This window comes from Microvirga sp. P4_G7, assembly GCF_056401005.1.
This window is the reverse complement of the sequence record NZ_JBFUKD010001108.1, coordinates 1-681: the sequence shown is the minus strand read 5'-3', so window position 1 is coordinate 681 and position 681 is coordinate 1. Positions and strand designations below refer to the sequence as shown.

At 57.3% G+C, this 681-nt stretch carries 1 protein-coding gene and 1 pseudogene; both read right to left on the bottom strand.

Going from position 1 to position 681, the window contains the following annotated elements:
• Positions 1–453: HAD family hydrolase (locus AC1DT3_RS23330; RefSeq protein ID WP_477467531.1), on the bottom strand; the 453-nt coding region annotated here is incomplete at its 3' end.
• Positions 454–533: 80 nt separating this feature from the next.
• A pseudogene (locus AC1DT3_RS23325) lies at positions 534–681 on the bottom strand (acetylglutamate kinase); the annotation flags it as partial.

Here is a 681-nt window from a genome sequence, read left to right as displayed (position 1 = left end):
ATCGAACACGTCTTCGAAATGATCGAGAATACCGAGCTTCCTCGCCACATTCTCGGCGTGCTTGCGCGAGCCGTTCGTGAGGATGAGCTTTCGCCCGGGCAGGCTCTCGATCGCCGTCCCGAGGCTGTCGTTCAATACGATATCGGTGTGATCGATGTCGTGCGCGAAGTCGAGAAAATCATAGGGATCGATTCCATATTCATCGATCAGGGCGCGTAGGGTCGTGCCGTGCTTGTGATAGAAGTACTTCTGCAATTCCCGACCTGAGAGCCCATCGAGACCGAACAGATTGCAGATGTAGAGGGTAATGCGCTCGTCGATCTGCGGCCAGATCCTGGATGTGTGGGGATACAGCGTGTTGTCGAGATCGAAGACCCAGGTATCCACGTGCGCGAAGCTTCGCGGTTCGATCGGGGGCAGTTCAGTAACCTTGGCAGGCGTAATGGCGTTCATATCACTCTTATAGACGACGATGGGGCCCGATGGCCCCATCCAGTGTAATATAAGAAGGGTTAACCGCCTGCAAAAGGGGGCTAGCCGCGCCGGATCAAGGTCCCGGCGCCGTGGTCGGTGAAGAGTTCGAGCAGGACCGAGTGCGGCACCTTCCCGTCCAGGATGACCACCGCTTCGACGCCCCGTTCCAGGGCATAGATGCAGGTCTCGATCTTCGGGATCATACCG